This window comes from Comamonas trifloxystrobinivorans, assembly GCF_043359985.1.
GTDB lineage: Bacteria > Pseudomonadota > Gammaproteobacteria > Burkholderiales > Burkholderiaceae_C > Comamonas > Comamonas trifloxystrobinivorans.
Genome location: NZ_JBHZGV010000003.1, coordinates 224,856 through 251,307, shown reverse-complemented (window position 1 = coordinate 251,307; position 26,452 = coordinate 224,856). Strand labels below are relative to the sequence as shown.

Genomic DNA, 26,452 nt, shown 5'->3' with positions numbered 1-26,452 from the left:
GTCAACATGCAAATACTGACCTGGAATGTGCAATGGTGCTGCGGCATGGATGGCGTGGTTGATCCGGCGCGGATCGTGCACCATGCGTTGGCGATGGGCGCTGAGCGCGGTGGTCTGGATGTGCTTTGCCTGCAAGAGGTGGCGGTGAACTACCCGCGCTTGCGCGGCGCGCCAGGCGATCAGCTCGCGCAATTGCAGGCGCTGTTGCCGGGCTGGCAGTTGTTCATGGGCGCGGCGGTAGACGAGTTCAGCGCCCAAGGCCGCCAACGCTTTGGCAATGTGATTGCTACGCGCTTGCCGGTGCTGCAAGTGCAGCACTACCCTTTGCCTTACCCGGCCGATGCGGGCGTGCGCAGCATGCCGCGCATTTGCAGCGTGGTGAAAGTGGCCGACCCGCAGCTTGGCGCGGTGCAGGTGATGACGACGCACCTGGAATATTTCTCCAAACGCCAGCGCATGGCGCAAGCGCTGGCTTTGCGCGATTTGCTGCAGCAAATCTTGGCCGTGGCCCATGCTGCGCCCGCGCCGGCAGACGATGGCTCGCCCTTCCAAACCAAGCAGCACACGCAGCATGCCGTGCTGTGCGGCGATTTCAACCTGGAGCCGCACGAGCCCGAATACGCCGCTTTGTCCGCACCTTTCAACCTTGAGCAGCCTGCCGGTGCCACCGGGCAATGGCATAACAGCTGGGACGTTCTGCACCCCGGCACGCCGCAACCCGCCACTTTCCGCCTGGTAGACCGCACCTACGGCCCCGAGCCCGGCGCTTGCGATTTTGTCTGGGTGAGCGACAGCCTGCGCGGCCACGTGACTGATTGGCAGACCGACAGCGCCACGCAGTTTTCTGACCACCAGCCTGTGCTGCTGGGTTTGGGTTGAGTCGCTTCTTGAGCTGAATATATGGGCGCAGCTCTCGCAGGCCGTTCGGATGTTTCCCCCACCCCTTTCAGCCAGCGCCTGCGGACGCAGCAAACACCGGCGGTTTGGCTGCCGCAGGACAGCCAAACTTCGTGCTCTGACTTGCGTCATCTGTCTGAGCGGAGAGCCTTGGCTCGGAGCGAGTTATGACGCACGCCGGTGATTGTTGTGGCCGCAGGTTGCCCCGAAAGATTCGCTTCGCGAAGCTTTCGGGGTCGATGGATGTAGGGCACGTTTTTTCCCCTAGCTTTTTGTCGTGCAACAAAAAGCTAGGTCGCCCGCCGGGGCGAACTCCCGGCATCTGCGCGAAGCGCAGACCTCACCGCAGGGGACGCAGACGCTAACCGCTACGCGTCCGCTCCAGCCCCCCAGCCAGCAGCTGCAAGCAAAGCAGCAAACCCTTGAAATTGCGGCATTAGCCTGCAAATACGCCCATCACCACTGCCTATGATGGCCAGTGCAAGGAGATTCCCTCATGACTGACGACAGCCTGCACATTGTTTGCCCCCATTGCCATACCACCAACCGCGTCAAGCGTGCCCAGCTGGGCTCCAACCCCGATTGCGGCAGCTGCCACCAGCCACTGTTCACGGGCGAGCCGGTGCAGCTGGACGCCGAGAGCTTTGCCAAGCAGATTGGCCGCAACCAGATTCCGGTGGTGGTGGATTTTTGGGCGCCGTGGTGCGGGCCTTGCCGCCAGATGGCGCCCGGTTTTGCGCAAGCGGCCAAAACGCTGGAGCCGAATGTGCGTTTTGCCAAGCTCGATACCGAGGCTTATCCGCATGTGGCGCAGCCCTTCAATATTCGCAGCATCCCGACCATGGTGGTGTTCAAAGGCGGCAACGAGGTAGCGCGCATCTCGGGTGCCTTGCCGCCGGGCGAGATTGTGAAGTGGGTGCAGTCGGTGGCCTGATTCAGTGCCGCCGCCACAGTACGTAGAAAAGGTCATCGTGAGGATGGCCTTTTTGCGTTATGCATTGCGCTCGCTGTTGGATCAGGCGGCGTTGCTGCTCATGGCCTGCGCCACTGCGCGGCAACGCGCCTCATGCACCATGGCACCAATCTCAGCCCCTTTTTTGCCCAGTTTGGCGGCGTTGGCAGCCACTTCTTTGGTGCTGACGGCTTGCGCCACGGCCAGCAAGCGCAGCAGGTGTTCGCGCTGCGGGTAGGGCTGCTCTTGCAGGCCCAGGCGGCCTTGCGCATCGCACTGGCAGGCCAGCAGCGCATCGGCAAAACGCTCGGGTTTGCGGAAGGCGTCGCAGCGCTCCAGCAGGCGAACCACGGCAGCGGGTGCAATGCCAATGCTGCGGTGGATATTGCCGTGCTCGGCAGCCACTAGCAGCGCCAGTTCGGCGCAATCGCTGGGCACGCGCAGGCGTTGCTGTACGGCGCGCGCCAAATCCACACTGCGTTCTTCGTGGCCAATATGGCGCGGCAGCACTTCGGCAGGCGTGGTGCCTTTGCCCAGATCGTGCGCAATGCAGGCCCAGCGCACCGGCAAGGGCGCGCCCAGTTGGGCGGAGCGGTCGAGCACCATCATCACGTGCACGCCGGTATCAATTTCGGGGTGGTAATCGGCGCGCTGGGGCACGCCCCACAAGCGGTTCAGCTCGGGCAGCAGGCGGGCGAGGGCGCCGCAGTCGCGCAGCACGTGGAACATGCGTGCCGGGTGCTCTTCCATCAGGCCGCGTGCCAGCTCTTGCCACACGCGCTCGGGCACCAGGGCGTCTACCTCGCCGTCGTGCACCATGTCGCGCATCAGCGCCAGGGTTTCGGGGGCAATCGCAAAATCGTGAAAACGGGCGGCAAAGCGCGCCAGGCGCAAGATGCGCACCGGGTCTTCGCGGAAGGCGTCGGTCACATGGCGCAGTACCTTGTTGCTCAGGTCTTGCAGGCCGTGGTACGGGTCAAATACTGGGCCTTTCCCAATCCAGTCGGCAGGCGCAGCCATGGCGTTGATGGTGAGATCGCGCCGCGCCAGGTCTTGCTCCAGCGTGACGTCGGGCGACGCTGCAATGCTGAAGCCGTGGTAGCCGCGGCCCGATTTGCGCTCGGTGCGGGCCAGCGCGTATTCCTCGTGCGTTTGCGGGTGCAGAAAGACGGGAAAGTCTTTGCCCACGGGCACGTAGCCCTGGGCTTCCATCGCCTCGGGCGTGGAGCCGACGACGACCCAGTCGTGGTCGTGCACGGGCAGGCCCAGCAAACGGTCGCGCACCGCGCCACCAACCATGTAAATCTTCATGGCGCGAGTTTACTGCCCGGTGCCTGCAGGTAGACGCCGCTGGCGTGCAGCTCGCCCTCTGCAGCTTCGATGCGGTTGGCTGCTTCTTGGCCGGCGCGGCTTACCAGCACTTCCAGCAACGCCTCAGACAGCGCTTGCGCGGCGGTGACCGAAGGGAAGAAAGACGGGCTGTTGACGGAGAAGAGCAAGGTTTCATCCGCGGCCAGCGAGAGCGGCGAGGCCAGACTGTCCGTCAACGCCAAGACCTTGCAGCCGCGAGCGCGTGCCAGCTCAACCGCGTGCACGGTTTCTTGCGAGTAGGGCGCAAAGCTGATGGCAACGAGCGCATCGCCTTTGTCGATGGCGCGCAGCTGCATCTCGCGCACGCCGCCCATGCCTTCGAGCAGGTGCACCGAAGGGCGGAACAAACGGTACACATAGACCAGCGAGAAAGCTACCGGAAAGCAGGCGCGCATGCCCATGACATGCACGTTGCGCGCTTTCTCCAGCAGCTTGGCGGCGGCGGCCAGGCGCGCGGCGCTGTGTTGCTCGGTCTGGTCGAGGTTGCTGCGCTGCATGGCAAACATCTCGGCGGTGAGCTGTTTGTCGCGGGCGCGGCCCAGCAGGCTGCGTGCTTTGTCGCCGTACTGCAGGCCGGTTTCGCTGGCCAGGCCCATGTCGGCGGTGAGCGCCTGCTTGAACTCGTTCCAGCCTGCGAATTCGCAGGTCTGCGCAAAGCGCACCAAGGTGGTGGGCGGCACTTGCGCGTGCTGGCCCACGGTGCGCATCGATTGCGTGACCACGTCGTTGGGGTGGTCGAGCACATAGCGGGCCACTTGTTGCAAAGAGGGGCTGAGGGTGGCGAAACGCTCGCGCAGCTGGTCAATCACGCCCATGGGGTGCTGGCTTTCTTGGGGTTCGGGTCTAGGGAAATCACGGGTAGCGATTGTCGCTTATGGAACATATGATCCAAAAAATAATAAATATAGATCAAAAGTTCTGAAACGCTGATCCGGCTTTGCGGCCGGTGGCACAAATGCACCCTGGGTGTTGAAGAGGATGTTGGATATGCAAGCAAAACAATGCTGGATGCGTGCGGTGGCCGTGGCGGCCCTGGTGTGTGCGAGTGCGGGCGCCATGGCGCAGAGCTCGCCCACGCTCGACAAGGTCAAGAGCACGGGCAGCATCACTCTGGGTTACCGCGAGGCCTCATTTGGTTTCTCTTACCTGGATGCCAACCTCAAGCCCGTGGGCTACAGCATGGATATCTGCTACAAGATTCTCGATGCCGTCAAAGCCAAGCTGCAACTGGCCGACCTGAAGGTGAACTACCAGGCGGTGACCTCGGGCAACCGCATTCCGCTGGTGCAAAACGGCACGGTCGATCTGGAATGCGGCTCGACCACCAACCTGGTGGAGCGGCAAAAGCAGGTGGCTTTCTCGCCCGATATCTTTCGCTACAACGTGCGCATGCTGGTGAAGAAGGATTCGGGCATCAAGAGCATTGCCGATCTGCAAGGCAAGGCCGTGGCCACCACCACCGGCACCACTTCGTTCCGCCTGCTGCGCCAGGCCGACAAGGCCAGCAACCTGGATATCACCAACGTGCCGGGCAAGGACCACACCGATTCCTTCTTGCTGGTGCAAGGCGGCAAGGCACAGGCCTTTGTGCTGGACGATATTTTGCTGGCCGGCCAGATCGCCAATGCCCGAGATCCGCAGAACTACGAGATTGTCGGCGAGAGCCTGCGCACCGAGAACCAGGCGCTGATGCTGCGCAATGACGACCCGGCTTTCAAGCAGCTGGTGGACGACACGGTGGGCGGCATGATGAAGTCCGGCGAGATGGAGAAGCTCTACAACAAGTGGTTCACCTCGCCCATCCCACCCAAGAACATCAACATCAACTACCCGCTGAACGCCGAGACGCGTGATGCGTTTGTGAACCCCAGCTCGAAGGGGATTTGATACCGAGGTGCTGCCGCGGCCTAGTGGCAGCATCCCGGCGCGGCTGAGTCAGAGCGTGATCGAGCCACTCACGGAGCAGGGCCCTTCATTGGCACAAAGAAGAAAAATACCTTCTTTGGCGACACTTAGGCGCTGGACTTCTTTTGTTTTTGGGGCGCGGCTTCGAGTTCATCAAACAGGCCATCTGCGTTCTTGAAGCGCGGGCCGGAGCGCGCCAGAGCTTCCGCCATGGCTGCGCGGGTGGTGGCGTTGGGCTTGCCTACTGCAAAGGGCAGGCCGTTTTCATCGACCACTTTGCGCAGAAACAAGCGGATCGCATCGCTCAGGTCCAAACCCACACTGGCCAGTATTTCGACGGATTTTTCTTTGAGCTCCGGCTCAATCCGCGAGCGGACTTCAGCGGACTTCCTCGTGGGTTTGCTGGCAACGCTGGGGGCGGGAGTGTTCATAGGCATGGGCATTGTCCGGAATATCAGGAATTTGTAGCCTCCATGTAGCTAGCAATTTGTGCAGGGTCAACGCTTGCGCAAGGGGAAGCTGCACCAGTTTCTCAATCTGCGTGACCTGGGCTTTGGCGCTAAGGCCAAACCACTCAATAGCAAAAACAAAATACAAGATAAGCTTTATTTTGTTTTGCAAATTGATTGCGGCTATCCTCCGCTCCTGGTTTTGCAAACACCCTTGGAGGTGGGCAAACGTTCTACAACAAGGAGTCGGTGCGGAGGGAAAGCATGTTGACGACCATTGGCGTGGTGTTGGCCACGATTGCGATTTCGTTTGTGGGCTTTGTGCTGCTGCTCAAGCTCGGTATTCGCTGGTATTTCACGCGCATGGTCAAGGCGGCGCAGACCATGGCGGCCAGCCACCAGGGCATGGTGGCGCGCATCACCTTGCAGCTGCGCAAGACCAATTTCAGCGATCCGCGTGTGCATGCGGTGATGCAGCAGCTCAAGGCCCTGGGCTACGTATCGGCCGGGCGCTATGAGGTGGACGAGATGCCGACTCTTAAGATGTGGGCCGGCACGCATCCGAAAAACGGCACCCTGGCCTTGGTGCTGGAGCTCAATGACCGTTTGCACGGCACGGATCTGATTCGCTTTTACGACAACGGCGCGGTGTTGGGCGCAGGCACCAACCCGGTCTACCACGCCGACCGTTACCCCAGCCATATCCAGTACCGCCAGTTTCCGCCGGGCACGCCCATGCAGGAGGTGGCGCAGTGGCTGGCGGCGCGGCCCATGCAGGCGGGCCAGTTGGTGGCCACGCACGAGAACCTGCGCCAGCTCAACGCCAAGATGTATGCCGAGCTGATGGATTACCAGCTGTCGCTGCCCACGCTAGGTTTGCCTGCTTGGAAAGACATGGTGCTCAAGGACGCCAAATCCCTGGGCGCTACCTTGCCCGAGATGACGGAGCAGCAGTGGCAAGCCGGTTACGACGCGCATTTGCTGAGCATGGCCGAGGCCACCGAAACGGCGATGAAGGACCACGTGCTGCGCAGCGGCGCGGTGTCGGCACTGGAGTGGGACCACATACAGTACGAGCTGGTTTACGTTTACGAGCGCTTGAGCGCCGAAGATGTGGCCGAGCGCGCCTTGCGCCGCAGCGAGTGGACGGCCGACGAGCCGCGGGTGGAAGCGCTGCTGCAGCAAAAGCTGCCACACCCGGCGCTGTTTGAGGCGATTCAGCAACTGCTGCCGCCAGACCAGCGCTTTCGCCTGCTCACCGAGGTAAGCCAGCCGGTGGCCGCCCGCGTTTACCGGCCGGTGCAGATAGCCGAGAGCAGCTTTTGAGGCCGGGCTGAGACGCGCTTTGTGACCGCGCTTTGGAGGCAGCCTCAGCGAGCAGCGCGGTAGGGCTCGTCCATGGGCACAAAGTCTTTTTCGGCCAGCGCGCCTTGTACCCAGGCTTGTACGCCGGGCAGTTGGTGCACGCGCTCGATGTAGGCGGCTATTTCGCCGGGCACCGGCAACTGGTAGGTTTTGATGCGGCTGCAGACGGGCGCGTAGTAGGCGTCGGCAATGCTGAACTGGTCGAACAGCAGCGGGCCGCCGTGTTGCGACAGCAGGTGGCTCCACATGCTGCATAGGCGCTCGATGTTTTTGCGCACGCCGGCGTTGTCGCGCCAGACGATTTTTCCGACCTCGGCCAGATCAGCCTCGATGTTCATGCCGCAGGCGCTGCGCAGGGCGCTGAAGCCGCCATGCATCTCGGCGCAGATGCTGCGGGCGGTGGCGCGGGCGGCCTTGTCCTTGGGCCAGAGTTGCTTGTCGGGAAACTGCTCTGCCACGTATTCGGCAATGGCCAGGCTGTCCCAGATCGCGATGTCGCCATCGCGCAGCAGCGGCACGGTGCCGGTGGGGCTGACTGCCGCCATGGTGCGTTTGAATTCGGACTGGCTGTCGAAGCCGTCAAAGCGCACGTATTTCTCTTCGAACGGTATGCCGGCCTGGTGCAGCAGCACCCAGGCGCGCATGGACCAGGACGAGTAGTTTTTGTTGCCGATATAGAGCTGCAGCATGGTGAAGTTGGGGGCAGTAGTGGTGCGGACTGCTTTTATACCGGATTTACCCCGCAGCTGGACCAGGCGGCAGTGAAAGCGCGCTCAACGCTTGCGCAAGTTGGTGTAGAGCGAATGCAGCAGCGTGTGCATGGCTTCGGTGTCGGCGGTACCCAGCTTCTCCCAGGCTTGGACGTGGGCTTGCTCGACCAGCGGAATCGCGCAGTCCAGCAGGGCCGAGCCCTCGGGCGTTAGGCTCAGCGCCAGGCTGCGGCGGTCGCTGGCGTCGGCGGCGCGCACGGCCAGGCCCTTGGCTTCGAGGCTGTCGAGCAGCCGGGTGATCTGGGTGCGGGTGGCTTTGAGCGACATGCTCATCTGCGTGGGGCTGACCGATTCGTGCACGCTGTCGGCCAGTAAGCGCAGCGCCAGGTATTCGCGCAATTGCAGCTGCAGCGGGCTGAGTGCGGTTTCCAGGCGCTGCTCCAGCAAGAGGGCGCTGTGCAGCAGCAAATGGGTGGCGGAGACGGCGTGGGCCAAGGTGGGCGGCTTGTCTGCCAGAGCCCGTTCCAAGCGGGAATCTATACCTGTACTCATAACGGAAACCAAACACAATACATAACCCGCGCCAGCGGGCAGCGGCGCGGCTTTTTTTCATGGAAGGTGCGGCGGCTTGGGGGCCGCAGCCCGCTCATACCGGCCAGATGACGCCGTTGTCGTTGAGGATGGCGTCCAGCGGCAGGTCGTGCGGCTCGGGTTCGAAGTCGTCAACAAAGCCGTCGGTAAAGCCCAGGCCCACGGTGAAGGGGCGTGGCTCCAGCGCGGCCAGTGTGCGGTCGTAAAAGCCGCCGCCGTAGCCCAGGCGGTAGCCGCCGGGGCCGTAGCCCACGCAGGGCACAAACAGCAGCGTGGGCACGATCAGCTCGGTGTTCAGCGGTTTGGGGATGTCGTAGGCATCGAGCTCCATCGGGCAGCCGGGGTACCAGGCGTGGAAGGTGAGCGTTTTGTGCAGCTTGTTGACCACCGGCAGGCCGATGCGGCGCAGCTTGGGCTCGTCCATCAGCGCGCCATCTTCCTTCCAGCGGTGCAGCGCGGGCAGCGGATCGAACTCGCCCTTGATGGGCCAGTAGGCGCCGATGACGGTGTCTTCGCGTTCGGTCAGCCAAAAGCGCAGCACTTGTTGCAATTGTTCGGCGCGCTCAAGGCGGTTGGGCATATTCAGGCGCTTTTCAATCAGCGCTTGGCGTACGGCTTTCTTGTCCATCGCAGACATCCCTCCAGAAACACTCTGTCGTTCGTCACATTCTGACAGCTGCCGGGCGGGCTCCAGACAAAATCGGCTAGTGAAAACGCGCATCCTTGGCAGCCGGGCCGGGCAAACCGTTAACAGGTGTAAACCGACGGCTTGCGCACTCAACCCTTGGCCGCTTGCGCTCTTGCGCTGGTGTGTATGATTTTGCTATTGCCTGGGGCGGCGCCACGTCGCCGTCCACCCACGAAATAGCGAGATGGACGAGTCATGCGTTGGAATCGGATGTTGACGCCGTTGATGGCGGCTTGCCTGGCCGGGGGTGCGCTGCCCCTGGCGGCACAGACTATTTTGCAAGGCGCGGAAGCCGCGCCCACAGCGCCAGTGGCGCAGCCAGCCCCTGCCGCGCCGCTTGCTGCAGCGCCCGCGGTACAGGCGCAGACGGCGCCTTTGCTGCTGCCGGCCGCGCAGATGGCCAATGACGATGTCATCGTCGAGATGCAGCAAGCCTTCCGCAAGCGCGACAAAAACAAGCTCAGCCAGTTGCTGCCCGCCAGCCGTGGCCATGTGCTGGAGCCTTGGGCGGCGTACTGGGAGCTGCGGGTGCGCCTGCAAGAGGCCACGCAAGACGAGGTTCAGAGCTTTCTCACCCGCTGGGCCAGCACCTACCAGGAAGACCGCATGCGCAACGACTGGCTGCGCCTGCTGGGCCAGCGCCGCGACTGGAGCAATTTTGACGCGCTCTACCCCGCTTTCCGCATGGGCGACGACCGCGAGCTGCGCTGCTACGCGGCGGTAATCGATCTGGCCAAGGGCAAACTCAGCGCGCAGCAGGTGACCGGCGTCAAGAACGACTGGTATGCGCAGCGCGATTCGGAAGATGGCTGCAACCTGGCCGGTGGCGAGCTGTTCTCAGCGGGAAAACTGACGGCAGACGATGTGTGGCGCCGCGCCCGTCAAACCATGGAAACCGGCCGCAGCCGGGCGGCGCGCGCTGCCGTGGAAGTGGTGGCGCCGGTGCAATTGCCGGCTTTTGCCAGCATGCTGCAGTCGCCCATCAAGTTCCTCACCGCCAAGGCCAAAACGCAGTCGCGCGACCAGCAAGAGCTGGCCACGCTGGCCTTGGTAAAAATGGCCGCCGAAAACCCGGACAGCGCCGCCAACCTGCTGGACAGCCGCTGGGGCGAGCTGCTGGGCCAGGAAAAGCGTGACTGGGTCTGGGGCGTGATCGGCAAAACCCAGGCCACGCGCCTCTCGCCAGAGGCCATGAGCAGTTTTGCCAAGGTGGGCAAGGACAGCAACCTGAACGACGACATGCTGGGCTGGAAAGCCCGCGCCGCCTTGCGTGCCGGCCAGTGGCAGCAGGTGCGCAAGAGCATCGAAGCCATGAGCGAGGACGAGCGCAAAGACCCGACCTGGGTGTACTGGCGCGCCAAAGCCATGCAGGCCGGCCGCATCAGCGACACCCAGGCACAGCAGGCGCGCGATCTGTTCCAGCAGATTGCCGGCTCGCAAGGCTTTTACGAGCAGCTGGCGCAAGAGGAGCTGGGCCAGAAGATCAGCCTGCCGCAGGCACCGGTGGTGGTGGACGAGCAAGCCCGCCAAGCCGCCCGCAGCAACCCCGGTCTAGCGCGGGCGCTCTACGCTATCCAGCTGGGCTTGCGCAGCGAAGGCGTGCGTGAGTGGAACTACACCACCAACCTGCACGACAACGGCGGCATGGGCGACCAGGAGCTGCTGGCCGCTGCCGATCTGGCCTGCCAGCGCCAGATCTGGGACCGCTGCATCAACACCAGCGAGCGCACCAAATCGGTGGTCAACGTGGCGCAGCGCTTTCCCATGCCTTTCAAGGAAGCGGTGGTGAGCCGCTCACGCGATATCGGGCTCGATCCGGCCTATGTCTATGGCCTGATCCGGCAGGAGAGCCGCTTCATCATGGATGCGCGCTCGGGCGTGGGCGCTTCGGGCTTGATGCAGATCATGCCGGCCACCGCCAAATGGACGGCGCGCAAGATCGGCATGAGCGATTTCACGCCTGGCAGCATCAACGACCGCGACACCAATATCACCTTGGGCACCGCCTACCTGAAGCTGGCGCTGGACGATTTTGACGGCTCCATGGCCATGGCCGCCGCCGGTTACAACGCCGGCCCGGGCCGGCCACGCAGCTGGCGCAATGGCCCGGTGCTCGATGGTGCGATCTGGGCTGAGAACGTGCCCTTCAACGAAACCCGCGATTACGTGAAGAAGGTGCTCTCCAACACCACCAGCTACGCGGCCATCATTACCGGCCAGCCGCAATCGCTGCGGGCGAGGTTGGGAACGGTGGGGCCTCGGGCCGAGGGCGAGCCGGATCTTTCCAAAGATCTGCCTTGAGGGGCTGATTGCGAGAACGAAAACGGCGCCAGATGGCGCCGTTTTTACGGGCAGAGCGCTGTCGTTTTACAGCAAGCGGGCTTTGACGCTTTTGCCTTTGACACGGCCGCTGTTGAGCTTGTTCACGGCTTGGGGGGCGATGTCGCGGGCCACGGCTACGTAGGTGGAGAAGTCGTTGACGTTGATCTTGCCGATCTGCTCTTTGGTGTAGCCGAAATCGCGCGTCATGGCGCCCAGCACATCGCCGGCGCGGATTTTCTCTTTGCGGCCGCCGATGATCTGGATGGTGCGCATGGCTGGCACCATGGGCGCGTTGGAGGCGGGTTTCAGCTCGGTCAGCGGGTGCCATTCGGATTCGCGGCCTTGCAGCAGCTCGATCTTGCCGACCGAGCCCATCTCGTCCATGCTTGCCAGGCTCAGCGCCAGGCCTTCGGCATCGCCCCGGCCGGTGCGGCCGATGCGGTGGATGTGTACTTCCGGATCGGGCGTGGTGTCGACGTTGATCACCGCTTCCAGGTTGGCAATATCCAGGCCGCGTGCGGCTACGTCGGTAGCTACCAGCACGCTGCAGCTGCGGTTGGCAAACTGCACCAGCACTTCGTCGCGCTCGCGCTGCTCCAGCTCGCCAAACAAGGCCAGGGCGCTGATGCCCTGGGCTTGCAGCACGTCGACCAGGTCGCGGCACTGCTGCTTGGTGTTGCAAAAGGCAATCGACGACTCGGGCCGGAAATGCGCCAGCAATTGCGATACTGCATGCAGGCGCTCGCTCTCGCTCACCTCGTACCAGCGCTGGGCGATCTTGTTGGCGCTGTGTTGGGCCGCCACCTTGACGGTCTGCGGGTCGCGCATGAAGCGCTGCGCCAGCTGGGCAATGCCTTCGGGGTAGGTGGCCGAGAACAGCAGCGTCTGGCGCTCGGCCGGGCACTGGCTGGCGACGGTCACGATATCGGCGTAAAAGCCCATGTCGAGCATGCGATCGGCCTCGTCCAGCACCAGGGTGTTGAGCGCGGCCAGGTCGATCACGCCGCGCTCCATCAGGTCCATCACGCGGCCGGGCGTGCCGACAATGATGTGGGCACCGTTTTCCAGGCTGGCGATCTGGTTGCGCGAAGGCACGCCGCCGTAAACGGTGACGACCTTAATGTTTTCCTCGGCCCGGGCCAGGCGGCGGATCTCGGTGGCCACCTGGTCGGCCAGCTCGCGCGTGGGGCACAGCACCAGGGTTTGCACCGCAAACCAGCGCGGGTTCAGGCGCGCCAACAGCGCCAGGCCAAAGGCGGCGGTTTTGCCGCTGCCGGTGCTGGCCTGGGCGATCACGTCCTTGCCCTGCAAGGCCAGCGGCAGGCTGGCCGCCTGGATGGCCGTCATCTGCGTGTAGCCGAGCTGCTGCAGATTGGCCTGTGTGGCGGCGCCCAGCGGCAATTGGGCGAAGGAGTGGGTGTCCGCTGCGTTGGCGGTGTTGTTGTTGGCTGCGTTCATGGCGCAATTATCCGGTGTGGCGGCCGATATGGCTGTGCTGACCTGGGGTTATCCCTGGTTTTTGCAGGCTGTCCGGGCGGGCGCCTGAGATGCCCGGCCTGCCATCGTTTTGTCATCTGAGCCCCTGGCGGAAGATGCACAATGGCGCATGACTTACCTGAAGCCCGCATTCACCGCACCTACCAGCCACCGCACGGCCGAATCCGCGCTGGCGCAGGTGCAAGCCATTTATACCGAGCAAATCCAGTTTCTGCGCGACGCCATGCAGCGCTTTGTGGCCGGCGAAACGCCCAGCGCGCCGTACCGTGCCTGCTACCCGTTTGTGCGCATGCAAACGCGCACCGTGGCACGCGCCGACAGCAAGCTGGCCTACGGCTTTGTCGAAGGCCCTGGCCATTACGAAACCACGCTCACACGGCCCGATCTGTTCGCCAGCTACTACGCCGAGCAGTTTCGCCTGCTGATCGCCAACCACGGCATTGAGCTGGAGGTGGGCACCAGCAACCAGCCGATTCCCATCCATTTCTCGTTTGCCGATAACGACCATATCGAAGGCAGCCTCTCGCCCGAGCGCCGCCTGCTGATGCGCGATGTGTTCGACCTGCCCGATCTGCATGCCATGGACGACGGCATTGCCAACGGCACCTGGGAGCCGCACCACGGCGAGCCGCAACCGCTGTCGCTGTTTACCGCGCCACGGGTCGATTACTCGCTGCAGCGCTTGCGCCACTACACCGGCACCTTGCCCGAGTGGTTCCAGAACTTTGTGCTGTTCACCAACTACCAGTTCTATATTGACGAGTTCATCCGCCTGGGCCGCGCCGAAATGGCCAAGCCGGACAGCGAATACATCGCCTTCATCGAGCCGGGCAATGTGGTGACGCGCCGCGTCGGCTTGCCGGCCGAAGCGGTAGACGCGCTGGGCAACCCGCCGCCACGCTTGCCGCAAATGCCGGCCTACCACCTGGTGCGCGCTGACACCACGGGCACCACCATGGTGAACATTGGCGTGGGCCCGGCCAATGCCAAAACCATTACCGACCACATTGCCGTGCTGCGCCCGCACGCCTGGATGATGCTGGGCCACTGCGCCGGCCTGCGCAACAGCCAGCAGCTGGGCGATTACGTGCTGGCGCACGCCTATGTGCGCGAAGACCATGTGCTCGACGAAGAGCTGCCGCTGTGGGTGCCGATCCCGGCGCTGGCCGAGATTCAGCAGGCGCTGCAGCAAGCGGTGGCCGACGTCACGCAGGTGGCCGAGTCTGACCTCAAGCGCTTCATGCGCACCGGCACCGTGGCCAGCACCGACAACCGCAACTGGGAGCTGCTGCCCAACAACACGCCGCAGCGTCGCTTCAGCCAAAGCCGCGCCGTGGCGCTGGATATGGAAAGCGCCACCATTGCCGCCAACGGCTTCCGCTTCCGCGTGCCTTACGGCACCTTGCTGTGCGTGAGCGACAAGCCGCTGCACGGCGAGATCAAGCTTCCCGGCATGGCCAACCACTTTTACCGCGAGCGGGTGGATCAGCATTTGCGCATCGGCATGCAGGCGGTGAACATCTTGCGCGCCGGCGGTGTGGACCGCTTGCACAGCCGCAAGCTGCGCAGCTTTGCGGAAGTGGCTTTCCAGTAAAGCAGAGTAGAAAAAGCGACGGGCAAGTGCAACCGCTGCACTTGCCCGTCTTTTTTGATCAGTGGTCTGGCCGGGGCCGCTCAATCAGGCTTGACCTGGGCGTGCTTGAGCACCTTTTGCCAGCGCGCCTGCTCTTTGGCGATGAACTGCGCAAACTGCTGCGGCGTATCGCCAATTGGCTCGGCCGCGTCGCCCTGCAGGCGCTTGAGCGAATCGGGCGCTTTCACCGCCTTGGCGCATTCTGCGGCCAGCTTTTCCACATGCGCTGGCGCCAGCGATTTGGGGGCCAGCATGCCGTACCACTGCGTCATTTCAAAACCCGGAAAACCTTGCTCGGCCACGGTAGGCACATCGGGCAATTGCTCCAGGCGCTTGGTTGAGCCCGTGGCAATGCAGCGCACCTTACCGGCTTTGATGAAGGGCAGCAGCGCCGATGCGCCCACCGATGCCGCATCGAGCCGGCCCGAGAGCAGGTCTTGCATCATCGGGCCCGTGCCTTTGTAGGGCACATGCAGCATGAAGATGCCCGCCGTCATCTTGAGGTACTCAAACGCCAGGTGGCCCGCGCTGCCGTTGCCGGCCGAGCCGTAGCTGAGCTTGCCCGGTTGGCTCTTGGCCAGCTTGACCAGGTCTTGCAGGTTCTTCACCGGCAAATCGGGGTGCACCACGTACAGGCTGGGCACCTTGGCGAGCAGGCTGATCGGCTGAAAATCCTTATTCGGGTCGTACGGCAGTTTGTCGAAGATATAGGGGTTCACCGCCAAGGTGCCGATGTGGCCGAGGATGACCGTGTGCTGGTCGTCCGAGCGGGCCACCTCTTGCATGGCGATATTGCCGGCCGCGCCGGGCTTGTTTTCCACAAACACGTTCTGCCCCAAGGTTTTGGACAGCTCAGCCGCCGTGGAGCGGGCCACGATCTCGGAGCTGCCGCCGGGCGCAAACGGCACCACAAAACGCACCGGCTTGCTGGGCCAGGCATCGGCCGCGAATGCCGAGCGGCCCAGCAGGCTGGCGCCAGCCAGTGCAGCGCCGCTGGCGAGCAAGTGGCGGCGCGAAATGCGCAACATGGCGCTGGCCGAAGTGTCGATGGATGAGGGCATGCTGTCTCCGTGCTTATCGGTTGTAGATTTAGAGCCCCATGGTCGCCGAGCTGGCTGTCATTTGGCTGTCACGGACAGGCGGAAATCTGCTGGATTTCCCTGATTTCAGCGAGAAAAGACTTGGTGGACATTGTGCGAGCGCACTTGGGTTCCGCGCGCAATTCTCGCAGGCTGTTGGCTGTTTCACCATCCCTTCAGCCAGTGCCTGCGATCGCAGCAAACGGCGGCGGTTTGGCTGCCGAAGGACAGCCAAACTTCGTGCTCTGACTTGCTAACCCTTGCATACCGAACTTTCGTTTCCTCAAAAAAAGTCCCGATGCTAGGCAGCGGCCATGACGTGCCGATGAAGCCGGCGTGACCAGGGAGTGACTGCGCTGTGACAGCTTGGCCCAGGCCGCGCCAGACAACAAAAAAGACTGCCGAAGCAGTCTTTGGGGGTGTGGTGCGCGCTAAGCGCTTAGTCGGCGAAGGTGCCGGCGGCCTTGATGATAGGCGTCCACTTGGCGATTTCGGCCTGCACAAAGGCCTTGTGGCCTTCGGGCGTGATGCGGTTGTCGGTGGCGACCACGGCGCTCAGGCCTTCGGACTTTTTGATGAACTCAGGGTCCTTGAGCGATGCCTTCAGCGCCTCGTTGACCTTCTTGAGAATGTCAGCGGGCGTGCCCTTGGGCGCGTACAGGCCGTGCCAGATGGTCACTTCAAAGCCCTTGAGGCCTTCTTCCTGCAGCGTGGGCAGGTCTTTGAGCGAGGCGGTGCTCAGGCGCTTGGGCGTGGTCACGGCATAGGCCTTGACCTTTTTGCCTTCGATCTGGCCGGTGGTGTTGGTGGTCTGGTCGCACAGCACGTCGACCTGGTTGCCCATCAGATCAGCGATAGCGGGCGCAGCACCCTTGTAGGGCACGGGCGTCATCGGCACCTTCAGCGTGCTTTGCAGCAGCAAGCCGCACAGGTGCGAGGCAGAGCCGATGCCGGCGTTGGCCAGGTTGACCTTGTCCTTTTCCTTGTTGATGAAGGCGGCCAGTTCCTTGTAGTTGTTGGCGGCCAGCGTGGGCTTGCCGATCAGGGTCATCGGCACGTCGTTGATGATGCCCAGGTATTCAAAATCCTTGGTCACATCGAAAGACAGCTTGCGATACAGGATGGGCGCGGTGGCCACACCAATGTGGTTGAGCAGCAGGGTGTAGCCGTCGGGCTTGGCGCGGGCGGCCTTGGCCATGCCGATGGTGGAGCCGGCGCCGTCGGCGTTGTCGATCACGATGGTGACGTTGTTGCCCAGGTTCTTGCGCAGCGATTCGGACAGGTCGCGGGCCACGCGGTCGGTGGGGCCGCCAGCCGTGAAGGGCACGACGATGGTGATGGGTTTGGAGGGATAACCCGCCTCGGCGTGAGCGCCTACTGCGGCGAAAGCGGCCAAAGCCACGGCACTCCATTGCATCATCTTCTTCATTGGGGTTGTCTCCAAGATTACAAAAAGGAGTGCCATGCTAACGACTGTGGCTGCGGGTTTTTCTAAGGTAAACCCTTGTTTTTCCTGAGCTTCCCCCGCGCAACAGAACCTCGGCTTTAAGCCAAATTGGTTGTCGGCGCAATGACTGCGAGCACTAATTGCTATGATTTTTGATAGTCAAAACGTCAGCCCGCATATGTAAATTATTTTGGTTTTTTTCATTTCAATGCGGCAAAATTGCGCTGGCGCAAAGGCCTGCTGGCATAAAGACCCTACAGATTCTTCGGGTCCAGCGGCACCGGGCCCTGGCTGCTGCGGCGCGGGCGGTGCGCTGCAATGCCGCGTGCCATGCGTGCATTGCGCACGGCGGCGGCCGAGCGGCCCAGTTGCGCGGCCAATTGGGCATCGGGGGCGGTGCCCAACTGCACAATTTCGGCATCGGTCCACGTTTGTTGCTGCTCTTTGCCGCGGCTGGTGTCCAGCGGCGCAATGCCCAGCGCGCCGCGTTTGGCCACCACGCTGGCTTTGCTGATGCCCCATTGCGCGGCCAATTGCGCATCGGTGGCGGTGCCCAGGGCGGCCAGCATGTCCTCCGTCCAGGCCACATGGCCGAAGGCGGGAATGCCCAGGCTGTTGCGCTTGAGGTTGACGGTTTTGGCGCTGGTGCCCCAGCGCTCGGCCAGCACCGCGTCTTTGTCGGTGCCCAGCAAGGCGGTCATCTCCGCCGTCCATTCCAAACTGGCTCGTCCCATGGCTGCCAAACTGCTGGTTAGAAATGCTTATTGTGCAAGCGCTTGCTCTACCGCTGCGGCCATGGCCAGCAAGCTGCGGTCTTGCATGCGCTGGCCCACCAGCATGCAGCCCACCGGCAAGGCGCCAGCGGCTTGCGGTGCGGGCAGCGAGAGCGCGGGCAGATCGTAGAAGTTGAAGATCGAGGTGTTGCGCAGAATCAGCCCGTTGGCGGCGAAGAAGGCGTTGTCGTCGCTCAGCAGATCGGCAATGTGTGGCGCGGTGATGGCGATGGTGGGCAGCAACAGCATGTCTACCTCTTGCATGGCTGCATCCATGCGCGCCTGCCATTGCTGGCGCTTTTGCAGCAGTTGCACATAGAAAGGCGCTGTGAGCGTGCGGCCCTTGTCCATGCGCGAGAGCACGCGCGGGTCGAAAGCATCACGCTGGTGGACAAGCGCATCTTGGTGAATGGCAGCGGCCTCGGCGGCGATGATCGTGCCTTCGCTTTGCAGCTGCGAGGGCGCAGCCATCAGTTGCTGCCAAGGCAGCTCGCTTACCACAGCACCTTGTGTGCGCAGTTGTGCCACTGCTTGGTCCATGGTTTGCTGTACTTCGGCACTGCATTTTTCCCAAGGCAGACCTTGGGGCAAACCAATGCGCAAACCACGCAGGCTGCGTTGCGCCAGTGGCGCAGCCGCTTGGCCGGCCATGATGGCGTCGGCCGCTGCGCAATCGGCCACGCTGTGCGCCAGCGGGCCTAACGAATCGAGGGTGAAAGACAGCGGAAAAGCCCCATCGCGCGACACGCGGGCTTGCGTGGGTTTGAAGCCGACAACGCCATTGAAAGCCGCCGGTATGCGCACCGAACCGCCGGTGTCTGAGCCAATGGCAATATCCACCAGCTTGCGGCCCACGCTGACGCCTGCGCCCGACGACGAGCCGCCCGGAATGCGCTGCGCATCCACCGCATTGCCTGGCGTGCCAAAGTGCGGGTTGATGCCCACGCCGGAGAAGGCGAACTCCGTCATATTGGTTTTGCCGACGATGACAGCGCCTGCTGCCCGCAAGCGCTGCACCACCGGCGCATCTTGCTCAGCCGGCGCGTTGCTGCGGCACATGGCAGCGCCCGCTGTGGTGACCTGGCCGGCTACATCGAGCAAATCTTTGACCGATACCAGCTTGCCATCGAGCGGCCCGAGCGACAGGCCGCGCGCGGCGCGCTGGTCGGCCGCTTGCGCTGCTTCCAGCGCTGCATCGGCGTAGAGCTGGGTGAAGATGCGGCGGCTTTCTTCGCCAAGTTGATCGAGTTGTTGCAGGCTGTGGCGCAGGCGAGAAACGGCAGTGGTCATGGGGCAGGCTATCCAATAACAAACAGGTGCGCCATGGTACCAAGCAGATGCGCTGCTGCCTGTCCCGAGCGACGGGTTTTCAGTAGCTCACGGTGACGGTGACGCGGTCGCTGTAATCGTCGGGCAGCACATTGGCACTGGAGGTTTTGCCGTAGATGGGAATGGACTGGCTGTTGGTGTTGCCCGTGCCGGTGAAGGTGTTGGTGCTGGCAGTGGCGCCCCAAGGGGAGCTGTAGCTGGCGTCGCGGTACAGCTGGTAAGTGACGGTGTCGGTGTTGCCGCTCAGGCTGCCTTTGAGTATGCCTTGTCCGGCCGTGTTGCCGTTGGACGGTTGCAGGCTGATGCGGTACGGCGTTTTGTTGGTGCAGCGCAGCGACAAGGCGCTGTTGGTCTGGGCAGCTGTGTCAAAACCGGTCACATCGGGGAAGACCAGGTTGTTGGTGACCAGGGTGTCGCAGCGCGGGCGGGCCACGGCGCTGACGGAGAAGGGAAAGGTGCTGGTCGAGATCGAGACGCCACTGACGGAGGTCACACCGCTGCAGCTTTGCGAGCCGATCGTGGCGGTGATCTCGGTATGGTTGGTGTCGAACTGGCCTGAAAAGCTCTGTGGCACGAGCGACTCTTGCCCTGGCAGTACCGAGGCGGTGTAGCTGACAGAGCCGCTGGTGGTGGAGAATCTGGGCACATTCAGCACGGCGCTGGCTGGCGCGTCGGGGCCCCAGCGCGAGCCCCAGGCGCTGCTGCCCGAGGTGTAGATTTGGAACTTGAGGGAGCCTTCCACATCGCCATTGATGGTTCTTGCGTTCCAGTTGGAGCCGCTGCCCGACCCGGTGCCGATGTGAAAGCACAGCGTCACATTGCCGCTGGTGGCGGACGTGTTGCGGCACTGAAACGTGAGCTGCCCGGTGGTGGTGGCCGTTGTACCGTCGAGCGGCACAAATGTGCCAAAGTTGATGTTGGAAAAGCTGAAGCCGCTGCAGGAGATGGTCTGCGCCTGGGCACTGTTGCTGCCCAGGCAGCCCAGGCACAGCAGGCACGCAGCCAGCAAAGAGCGCAGTGGGTGGCGGCGGATCAAGGCGTTCAAGGAGTGCATGCGAGGGGCCCAAGTACGGGAATCTCCGTGGCCGACGGCTTTTCCCAGTGCAGCACGGCCTGGCAGCGGCTGCCGTCGGGCAATTGCACGCTGAGCCGGGCATGGCTGCTGAGGTTTTCAAAATACACCATGCCGTCGTAGCCGACGATGCTGGTGGCCGGAGCCTGCTTGCCGCCAGCCTCGGCCGGGCGGGCTATGGCCAGGCTGCCGACGGGCAAGGGCTGGCCGCTGCCATCGACCAGGCGCACGCTGGCCGCCTGCAGCGGGACGATGTCGAACTGCACCAGCACGCCAGCTCGGTCGGTGGGCGTTACCACCTGGTCGGGCTGCGGCAGGCGCAGCTGGGCGGGGAGCGCGGCGGTGTCGATCGACAGTTTGTTGTTGTGGTAGGCGTTCAGGCGCGGCACCAGCAGATAACCCTGGGCATTGGTGCTGCCGATCAGCAAATTCTGGCGCTTGATCGGCACGTTGGGAATGCCGTTGGAGCTGACCACGGCAAAGCTGTCGTCAATGCGGCGGCTGGCAAAGGTCTGGCCGCCCAGCATGACCAGGCTGCCGTTGATGCCCGCTGCCACGCTGGTCGAGCTGTTGGCGTTGCGGTAGATGCTGCCGTTGGCCTCGTAACCGGGTGCGCTGTAATCGAGCCGGGCCTGGCCTGCGCCATCGCTTTGGGCATTGGCACTCCAGCCCCAGCCCAGGTCGCCCTCGCGCGACTGGCTGGCAAACACGTTGGCGGTGCTGCGCCCGTCTTGCCGGGTCAGCGAGCTGCCCACATTGATGCGCTGTTCAAAGAACCAGTTGAAGGTCAGTTGCAGCTGGCTTTTTTTGTGGTCGTCCAGATCGTGGTTGAGGTTGAGCGCCACGCTGCCCTGCGGCCCGAGCGTGCGGCTCCAGCCGGCAATCGCGTAGCGCTGGGCGGCCATGTCCGAATTGCGCAGATACAGCGCGCCGAGGTTGAAGCTGCCCAGGCCGGGGTGGTTGTAGCTGACGATGGCGCGGCCGGAAGAGCGCATGTGCTGGCTGTCCTGCAAGCCGGCCACGTCGCGGTAGGCGCTGCTGGCGCGGGTGGCCTGCAGGCTGGTGGCCCAGGTGCTGTTGTTCCACTGGTGGGCCAACTGCAGCAGGTGCCCGCGCTCGCTGCTGTGGCTGCTGCCGGCCGCTGCCACAGAGAAAACGCCCAGCGAGCCGGGCGCCCAGTTCACGCCCAGGCCCGCGTTGCTGACTTTGCGCGAGGCTTCGCCATGCGCGGCGAGCGTGAGCTGGTTGCTGATGCCGTAGCGCCAGGTGCCGCTGAGCATGGGGGCGGCGCTGTAGTCGAAGGACTTTTGGCCGTAGTTTTTGCGCACCCAGCCCAGCTCGGCCGACCAGTCGCTCAGGCCTTGGGCCAGCATGTCGGGCGTGCCAAAAAAGCTGTATTGCAGGTTGGTGGCGCGGCCGAGCGCATCGGTCAACACCACCTGCGCCTGGCCCGTGCCGGTAATGCCGGTGGGCGTGTTGAGCGTGAAAGGGCCGGCCGGCACCGTGCCCCGGTACTGCTGGATGCCATTGATGTACAAGGCAATGTCCGAGGGCAGCGCGCTGGTGCCCATCAGCGCCGGAATGGGCGCGGTGTTGCGGTAAGGCTGCAAGCCAAAATTGCGACCGAACTGCAGGCCGCCGATGCGGGTGCTGCGCGACCACGAGGTGGCCGCCGTCAGGCTGTCGCCCAGCCGCAGGCTGAGCATCTCGTCGGGGAAAGCCTGGCTGAAGCTGGTGTCCATGCGCACCTGGTGCCAGCGGCTGGGCGATGCGCTGGCCGATGGGCCGGCGTCATTGCTTGTGCGCTGCCATTGGCCCAGTTGCGTGCTGCTGAATGCGGCATTGGGCTGAAAATAGCGCAGCTCGGTCAGCGCGCTGAGCGAGCGGGTCTGCCGGGTCTCGTAGCCATACAGCTCGTAATTGAGCAGCAAGCCGCGCGATGCACTGGCTTGCTGGCCTTGCGCTTGCTGCGGCGTGATCTCGGTACTGGCCCAGTGCAAGGCGCTGAACGGCACGGTCATGCGCAGGTTTTGCTTTTCGGCGTTGTATTGCAGATCGATCTCGGGCAGCGACTGCAGCGCCACCCAGCCATCGTCGCCGCCGCGTGCCGCAGCCAGTGCGGTGGGGGTAAAGCCCAAGTCCAACAGGCTTTGGTGCTGCAGCCACAACTGCTCACCGCGCCAGAGCGCGGCTTGCAAGCCCTGGTCGCGGTGGTTCAGCGTGGTGGGCAAATAGAGCAGCAGGCCTGCGGCGCTGCTGGCCGCTGCCGGTTGGGCGGAGGCGGGCGGTAAATCGGATTCGCGAAACGCTGGCGCAGCGGCGCCTGCGGCCATGGCCGATGCGCTGCAGCAAAGGCTGATGCCGGCCCAGCATTGAACAGCGGTCAGTCGATGGCGCGGTTTTTCAGGTTCAGGGCTGCGGCTCGACATGGATGGGCTGGTTGACGCGGTTGATCATGGCTTCGTAGCCTTTGATCGTCTGGCTCAGGGCGACGGGCGGCGCAGGCACGCTCCACTGCATGCGGTTGCCGGGCAGCACGTAGCCGAGCAGGCCCGGTTGCACGGGGTGCAGTGCGCCTTGGGCGTCGCGGAACTCCAGGTCTGCCACTTGTGCGCGCACCGTGCCGGTGTTGTGCACCGAGAACTGCCATTGCTCCGGCGTTTTGTGCAGCTGCCAGCGCAGTTGCTTGCTCTCTTCGCCATTGGGAGCGCTGCCCACAAAAACCGGCAGCGAATAGCGCATTTGCAGCTGGATGCCTGCGCGCGCCTTACTGGGTGCGGCGGGCGCGCCATCGGCAGCTGCGGGCTTTTCCAGCGCCGGCAGTTCGTCGATGATCAGGCGGTAAGCCAGCTCCTGCCCTTCGGCCGGCGGCGGGCCGCTGCGGATCACGCGCACCAGCTGCCTGGCGCCGGGGGCCATTTGCAGCAGAGGCGGGCTGATGGTGAGCGCCGTGGTGGCGGCCAGGTAATCGGCGCCTTCCTTCTGGCTCCAGGCAAATACGCGCACCTGGGCGCTGATGGGCGTGTTGCCCACGTTGCTCAGCCACAACTCCTCGGAGTTGGCCTGGGGATTGAGTTGCAAAGAGGTGGGTGACACCTCCAGCCCGCCGGCCAGCGCGGTGCTGGCGTACAGGCTGGTCCACAGAACAGACGCCAGCAAAGCCTTTTGGGCCTTTAAACGATCGACTCTCATGCTTTTCCTGTTGTTTGCGCTGTCTGTGTGAGCCCGCTGGCTTAGTACCAGACGGTCACTTGCACGGTGTCCTTGTAGTCGTCAGGCAGCACGGCAGCCAGTGCGCCGTCTGCCACCGTGGCAAACACCTTGATGTTGATGGCCGTGCTGCCGTTGGTGTTGGTGGCGCCGCTGTTGGTCACCGTGTTGGTGTCCAGGGTGTTGCCCCAAGCAGCAGCCGAGGTACCGCTGGCCTGGCGCAGCTGGTAGGCGATGGTGTCAGTATTGCCGGTGGCCAGGCCCTTGAGGGTGCCCAGACCGGTGTCATTGGTCACATTGGTGGGGCGCAGACCAATCTTGAAAGGCGTTTTCTTGGTGCACAGCACGTCGAAATTGGTGGTGCCGTTGATGCCGGTATCGGTGGTGTCGTGCGTGCCCAGTGCCAGGTCGGCAATGGTGGTGGTGCTGATGGTGCACTTGGCCTTGACGCTCAGTGTGACATTGAAGTTGCCGGTGGCCGTACCGGTTTGGTAGGGAACTGGGGCTGCCTGAGCGCTCAGAGCGGTGGCCGAAACTGCTGCTGCGATGAACAAACGTTGGAAAAACATAGAACTCTCCTTGGTGGTAAACGCCATGCGTCTCCAGCCGCTATCGCGTCAGAGCCTGCCTGGCAGGGTGTTGCCCTTGCGGGCGGGTACCAAACTCCATGAAATCAATGACTTGGCTTGTGATTAAGTTGTAACTAAACTTTAATTACTGCTGTAATCATTTGTATGCCAAATATCAATCAAGTCGTTAAAGTTGATACACAACGTTAAGTTTCGCAGAGTGGATGACAAATGGAGATACCGATTTCTGTAAAGAAACGTGAAGCTTATTCGTTGAATAAGCTCATCCAAAAATACGTATCAATATGTCGAAAAACAATTGTTGTTATACATTGAATTTATAGAAATCCAGCGTGCTTCCTGGTTTGCTTGATGCTGCCCTTGAATCAGGCGTGCCCGCGCCCATATGTCTGGTTGATTTCCGTTATTACGAGACATTCATCCATGAGCAAACAAACCCATAGCTTCCAGGCCGAAGTGGCGCAGTTGCTGCACCTGGTCACGCATTCGCTGTATTCGAACCAAGAGATTTTTCTGCGCGAGCTGATCTCCAACGCCTCCGACGCCTGTGACAAGCTACGCTTTGAAGCGCTGAACGACAGCAGCCTGTACGGCGACCAGCCAAACCTGGAAGTGCGCGTGTCCTTTGACCAGGCCGCCAAGACGCTGACGATCACCGACACCGGCATCGGCATGAGCGCGCAAGAAGCCATCGACAACCTGGGCACCATCGCCAAGAGCGGCACCAAGGCTTTCATGGAAAAGCTCAGCGGTGATCAGAAGGCTGATTCGCAGCTGATCGGCCAGTTCGGTGTGGGCTTTTACTCGGGCTTCATCGTGGCCGACAAGATCACGGTCGAATCGCGCCGCGCCGGCCTGCCCGCCAGCGAAGGCGTGCGCTGGATCAGCGGTGGCACGGGCGATTTCGAGATTGAGCAGATCACGCGCGAAGAGCGCGGCAGCAGCGTCATCCTGCACCTGCGCGACGATGCGCTGGAGTTCCTCAACGGCTACAAGCTCAAGCAAGTCATCGCCAAGTACTCCGACCACATCAGCCTGCCCATCCTGATGGAAAAGGAAGAGTGGAAGGACGGCGAGAACGACCAGCCCGGCGAGATGGTGAAGACTGGCGAATGGGAAACCGTGAACAAGGCCAGCGCCTTGTGGACCCGCGCCAAGAAGGACATCAGCGACGAGCAGTACCAAGAGTTCTACAAAGCCATCAGCCACGACTATGAAGACCCGCTGACCTGGAGCCATAACCGCGTGGAAGGCAATACCGAGTACACGCAGCTGCTCTACATTCCCGCCAAGGCACCTTTTGATCTGTACCAGCGCGACAAACACGCCGGCATCAAGCTGTATGTGAAGCGCGTTTTCATCATGGACGATGCCGAAGCGCTGATGCCCCAGTACCTGCGCTTTGTGAAGGGCGTGATCGACTCGGCCGACCTGCCGCTGAACGTGAGCCGCGAGCTGCTGCAGGAAAGCCGCGACGTGCGCCTGATCCGCGACGGCTCGACCAAGCGCGTGCTCTCCATGCTGGAAGACCTGGCCAAGCACGACAAGCACGAGGCCACGGCCGATGCCGAAGGCGTGACCGATGTGGTCAGCGAAGAAGACAAGGCCAAGGAAGGCAAGTACAGCCAGTTCTACAGCGAGTTTGGCGCGGTGCTCAAAGAAGGCCTGGGCGAGGACATGGGCAACAAGGAGCGCATTGCCAAGCTGCTGCGCTTTGCCTCGACCACGAGCGACGGCCTCAACACCTCGCTGGCTGATTACAAGGCGCGCATGAAGGAAGGCCAGGAGGCCATCTACTACATCACCGCCGACACGCTGGCCGCCGCCAAGAACAGCCCGCAGCTCGAAGTCTTCAAGAAAAAGGGCATCGAGGTGCTGCTGATGACCGACCGGGTCGACGAGTGGGCGCTGAACTACCTGCAAGACTTTGACGGCACGCCGCTGCAATCGGTGGCCAAGGGTGCGGTCGACCTGGGCAAGCTGCAAAACGAGGAAGAGAAGAAAGCGGCCGAAGAAGCGGCCGAAGCCTTCAAGCCCATGCTTGCCAAGCTCAAGGAAGCGCTCAAGGACAAGGCTGACGACGTGCGCGCCACCAGCCGCCTGGTGGATTCGCCCGCCTGCCTGGTGGTGAGCGACGGTGGCATGAGCCTGCAGCTGGCGCGCCTGCTCAAGCAAGCCGGCCAGGCTGCGCCTGAATCCAAGCCGGTGCTGGAAGTGAATCCCGAGCACCCGCTGATCAAAAAGCTCGACGGCAGCGTGCATTTCCACGATCTGGCCAACATCGTGTTCGACCAGGCCGTGCTCGCCGAAGGCGGCCTGCCCGAAGACCCTGCTGCCTACGTGAAGCGGGTGAACGCACTGCTCGCCTGAGCGGCCTTCTCCAAGCCAAAAACCAACCCAGGTCCCGCAAGGGCCTGGGTTTTTTTACGCCTGCGGCCACCGAAGCCGGGCGCTGCACAAGTGGCCGCCAAAGCTGTTGCAGAGAACAAATCTGTTATTTGTTTGAAATATTTAAAATTAATAAAGGTAAATAATTAAAATAAAACACTGTCTATCCAAAGCGGATAGCGTA

At 62.8% G+C, this 26,452-nt stretch carries 22 protein-coding genes; 7 read left to right on the top strand and 15 right to left on the bottom strand.

The window, feature by feature from the left end; genetic code table 11:
• The first annotated feature begins 6 nt into the window (after positions 1-6).
• Together ACFIQF_RS04350 and trxC are read left to right on the top strand one after the other, a co-directional pair.
• Complete coding sequence (locus ACFIQF_RS04350) at positions 7-879, top strand: endonuclease/exonuclease/phosphatase family protein (RefSeq protein WP_393940439.1); 873 nt, start codon at positions 7-9, stop codon at positions 877-879.
• Positions 880-1,393: 514 nt separating this feature from the next.
• Complete coding sequence (gene trxC, locus ACFIQF_RS04345; protein ID WP_393940436.1) at positions 1,394-1,831, top strand: thioredoxin TrxC; 438 nt, start codon at positions 1,394-1,396, stop codon at positions 1,829-1,831.
• 81 nt (positions 1,832-1,912) lie between these two features.
• Here the strand turns inward: trxC and ACFIQF_RS04340 are convergent, their stop codons facing one another.
• Positions 1,913-3,160 (bottom strand): multifunctional CCA addition/repair protein, encoded by a 1,248-nt coding sequence (locus ACFIQF_RS04340; protein ID WP_393940433.1) that lies wholly within the window; start codon positions 3,158-3,160, stop codon positions 1,913-1,915.
• Positions 3,157-4,035, bottom strand: coding sequence for a MurR/RpiR family transcriptional regulator (locus ACFIQF_RS04335; protein ID WP_393940430.1), 879 nt, complete (start codon positions 4,033-4,035; stop codon positions 3,157-3,159). The genes ACFIQF_RS04340 and ACFIQF_RS04335 overlap by 4 nt, the downstream gene beginning before the upstream one ends.
• 241 nt (positions 4,036-4,276) lie before the next feature.
• On the opposite strand from ACFIQF_RS04335, the gene ACFIQF_RS04330 reads away from it, so the two are divergent.
• Entirely contained in the window at positions 4,277-5,107 is an 831-nt protein-coding gene (locus ACFIQF_RS04330) for an amino acid ABC transporter substrate-binding protein (protein ID WP_393940690.1), read from the top strand.
• Between the two features lie 125 nt (positions 5,108-5,232).
• Here ACFIQF_RS04330 and ACFIQF_RS04325 read toward each other — a convergent pair whose 3' ends face one another.
• Entirely contained in the window at positions 5,233-5,562 is a 330-nt protein-coding gene (locus ACFIQF_RS04325; protein ID WP_393940427.1) for a type II toxin-antitoxin system RelB/DinJ family antitoxin, read from the bottom strand.
• A 276-nt stretch (positions 5,563-5,838) separates the two neighbouring features.
• On the opposite strand from ACFIQF_RS04325, the gene ACFIQF_RS04320 reads away from it, so the two are divergent.
• Complete coding sequence (locus ACFIQF_RS04320; RefSeq protein WP_393940424.1) at positions 5,839-6,900, top strand: hypothetical protein; 1,062 nt, start codon at positions 5,839-5,841, stop codon at positions 6,898-6,900.
• Positions 6,901-6,944: 44 nt separating this feature from the next.
• On the opposite strand, the gene ACFIQF_RS04315 is transcribed toward ACFIQF_RS04320, so the two are convergent.
• From ACFIQF_RS04315 to ACFIQF_RS04305, 3 genes are all read right to left on the bottom strand, one after another.
• A complete protein-coding gene (locus tag ACFIQF_RS04315; protein WP_393940422.1) occupies positions 6,945-7,628 on the bottom strand; it encodes a glutathione S-transferase family protein in 684 nt (227 codons plus the stop codon).
• 84 nt (positions 7,629-7,712) lie between these two features.
• A complete protein-coding gene (locus ACFIQF_RS04310) occupies positions 7,713-8,201 on the bottom strand; it encodes a MarR family winged helix-turn-helix transcriptional regulator (RefSeq protein WP_393940419.1) in 489 nt (162 codons plus the stop codon).
• A gap of 94 nt (positions 8,202-8,295) precedes the next feature.
• Positions 8,296-8,868 (bottom strand): 5-formyltetrahydrofolate cyclo-ligase, encoded by a 573-nt coding sequence (locus ACFIQF_RS04305; protein WP_393940416.1) that lies wholly within the window; start codon positions 8,866-8,868, stop codon positions 8,296-8,298.
• Between the two features lie 255 nt (positions 8,869-9,123).
• On the opposite strand from ACFIQF_RS04305, the gene ACFIQF_RS04300 reads away from it, so the two are divergent.
• Entirely contained in the window at positions 9,124-11,229 is a 2,106-nt protein-coding gene (locus ACFIQF_RS04300; RefSeq protein ID WP_393940414.1) for a lytic transglycosylase domain-containing protein, read from the top strand.
• A gap of 66 nt (positions 11,230-11,295) precedes the next feature.
• Here the strand turns inward: ACFIQF_RS04300 and dbpA are convergent, their stop codons facing one another.
• Positions 11,296-12,708 (bottom strand): ATP-dependent RNA helicase DbpA, encoded by a 1,413-nt coding sequence (gene dbpA, locus ACFIQF_RS04295; RefSeq protein WP_393940411.1) that lies wholly within the window; start codon positions 12,706-12,708, stop codon positions 11,296-11,298.
• A 148-nt stretch (positions 12,709-12,856) separates the two neighbouring features.
• Here dbpA and ACFIQF_RS04290 point away from each other — a divergent pair, with 148 nt between their 5' ends.
• A complete protein-coding gene (locus tag ACFIQF_RS04290) occupies positions 12,857-14,341 on the top strand; it encodes an AMP nucleosidase (RefSeq protein ID WP_393940408.1) in 1,485 nt (494 codons plus the stop codon).
• A gap of 80 nt (positions 14,342-14,421) precedes the next feature.
• Here the strand turns inward: ACFIQF_RS04290 and ACFIQF_RS04285 are convergent, their stop codons facing one another.
• From ACFIQF_RS04285 to ACFIQF_RS04250, 8 genes are all read right to left on the bottom strand, one after another.
• Positions 14,422-15,441 carry a Bug family tripartite tricarboxylate transporter substrate binding protein gene (locus tag ACFIQF_RS04285; protein WP_393940405.1) on the bottom strand — a complete coding sequence of 340 codons (1,020 nt, stop codon included), beginning with the start codon at positions 15,439-15,441 and terminating at the stop codon, positions 14,422-14,424.
• A 457-nt stretch (positions 15,442-15,898) separates the two neighbouring features.
• A complete protein-coding gene (locus ACFIQF_RS04280) occupies positions 15,899-16,888 on the bottom strand; it encodes a tripartite tricarboxylate transporter substrate-binding protein (RefSeq protein WP_393940403.1) in 990 nt (329 codons plus the stop codon).
• 272 nt (positions 16,889-17,160) lie between these two features.
• Positions 17,161-17,640, bottom strand: a complete 480-nt coding sequence (locus tag ACFIQF_RS04275; protein WP_393940402.1) for a hypothetical protein — start codon at positions 17,638-17,640, stop codon at positions 17,161-17,163.
• A 27-nt stretch (positions 17,641-17,667) separates the two neighbouring features.
• Complete coding sequence (locus ACFIQF_RS04270) at positions 17,668-18,969, bottom strand: amidase (protein WP_393940400.1); 1,302 nt, start codon at positions 18,967-18,969, stop codon at positions 17,668-17,670.
• A 79-nt stretch (positions 18,970-19,048) separates the two neighbouring features.
• Positions 19,049-20,062: a Csu type fimbrial protein gene (locus ACFIQF_RS04265; protein ID WP_393940398.1), complete on the bottom strand. Its 1,014-nt coding sequence runs from the start codon at positions 20,060-20,062 to the stop codon at positions 19,049-19,051.
• Positions 20,050-22,413: a fimbria/pilus outer membrane usher protein gene (locus ACFIQF_RS04260; RefSeq protein ID WP_393940395.1), complete on the bottom strand. Its 2,364-nt coding sequence runs from the start codon at positions 22,411-22,413 to the stop codon at positions 20,050-20,052. Before ACFIQF_RS04260 ends, ACFIQF_RS04265 begins: the two co-directional genes overlap by 13 nt.
• 76 nt (positions 22,414-22,489) lie before the next feature.
• Complete coding sequence (locus ACFIQF_RS04255; RefSeq protein ID WP_393940393.1) at positions 22,490-23,272, bottom strand: fimbrial biogenesis chaperone; 783 nt, start codon at positions 23,270-23,272, stop codon at positions 22,490-22,492.
• Positions 23,273-23,313: 41 nt separating this feature from the next.
• On the bottom strand, positions 23,314-23,859 hold the full coding sequence (locus ACFIQF_RS04250) for a spore coat protein U domain-containing protein (RefSeq protein ID WP_393940391.1): 546 nt from the start codon (positions 23,857-23,859) through the stop codon (positions 23,314-23,316).
• Positions 23,860-24,303: 444 nt separating this feature from the next.
• Between ACFIQF_RS04250 and htpG the strand changes: the two genes are divergently transcribed.
• Positions 24,304-26,250, top strand: coding sequence for a molecular chaperone HtpG (gene htpG, locus ACFIQF_RS04245; protein WP_393940388.1), 1,947 nt, complete (start codon positions 24,304-24,306; stop codon positions 26,248-26,250).
• Positions 26,251-26,452: the final 202 nt, after the last annotated feature.